The sequence below is a fragment of the Microbaculum marinisediminis genome (assembly GCF_025397915.1).
GTDB lineage: Bacteria > Pseudomonadota > Alphaproteobacteria > Rhizobiales > Tepidamorphaceae > Microbaculum > Microbaculum marinisediminis.
The window spans coordinates 1-411 of sequence record NZ_JALIDZ010000039.1; the positions used below are offsets into that span (position 1 = coordinate 1).

1 protein-coding gene is annotated in these 411 nt (G+C 62.8%); it reads left to right on the forward strand.

The genetic code is table 11. The annotated features are described in order from the left end of the window. Nucleotides 1-136 precede the first annotated feature (136 nt). On the forward strand, nt 137-388 hold the full coding sequence (locus MUB46_RS24180; protein ID WP_261618537.1) for a hypothetical protein: 252 nt from the start codon (nt 137-139) through the stop codon (nt 386-388). Nucleotides 389-411 lie beyond the last annotated feature (23 nt).

Sequence of the window (411 nt, forward strand, 5' to 3'; positions counted from 1 at the left end):
ATAGCGCACACAGTGCATTAGTTCAACCGTCATGGCGTCCGATCGGCTCGATAGTCGCCGTTGATGGTCAAGGACTTGTCATCGGCTGCTTTCCCAACGCCAACGCCTTGCGCGTCGCCATGACCGGGAGGGCGGCATGACCTATCGCGACTGGCTCCCCAATCTCATCGGGCAACTCAGCGTCGACGACCAGGACGAACTATTCGACCTGCTCGACACCGGCGCACTGACCCCCGAGCAAGGCGTTATGTGGGCACGGGTCCGATGGGCCCGGCGCCTCGGCAAGTACGACTATGACGGCCCGCAGGGCTGGCGCAAACAAGACCCGCGTCGTGAGACGCCGGCTATCCCAGAGAAGGAAACCCCCGGATGCTCCCCGACCACATGACCAACGCCGAACTTGACCGGCTT

Bases quoted from the DNA above. Each gene is read 5' to 3' on its own strand.
- MUB46_RS24180 (WP_261618537.1), top strand. From the start codon at position 137: ATGACCTATCGCGACTGGCTCCCCAATCTCATCGGGCAACTCAGCGTC.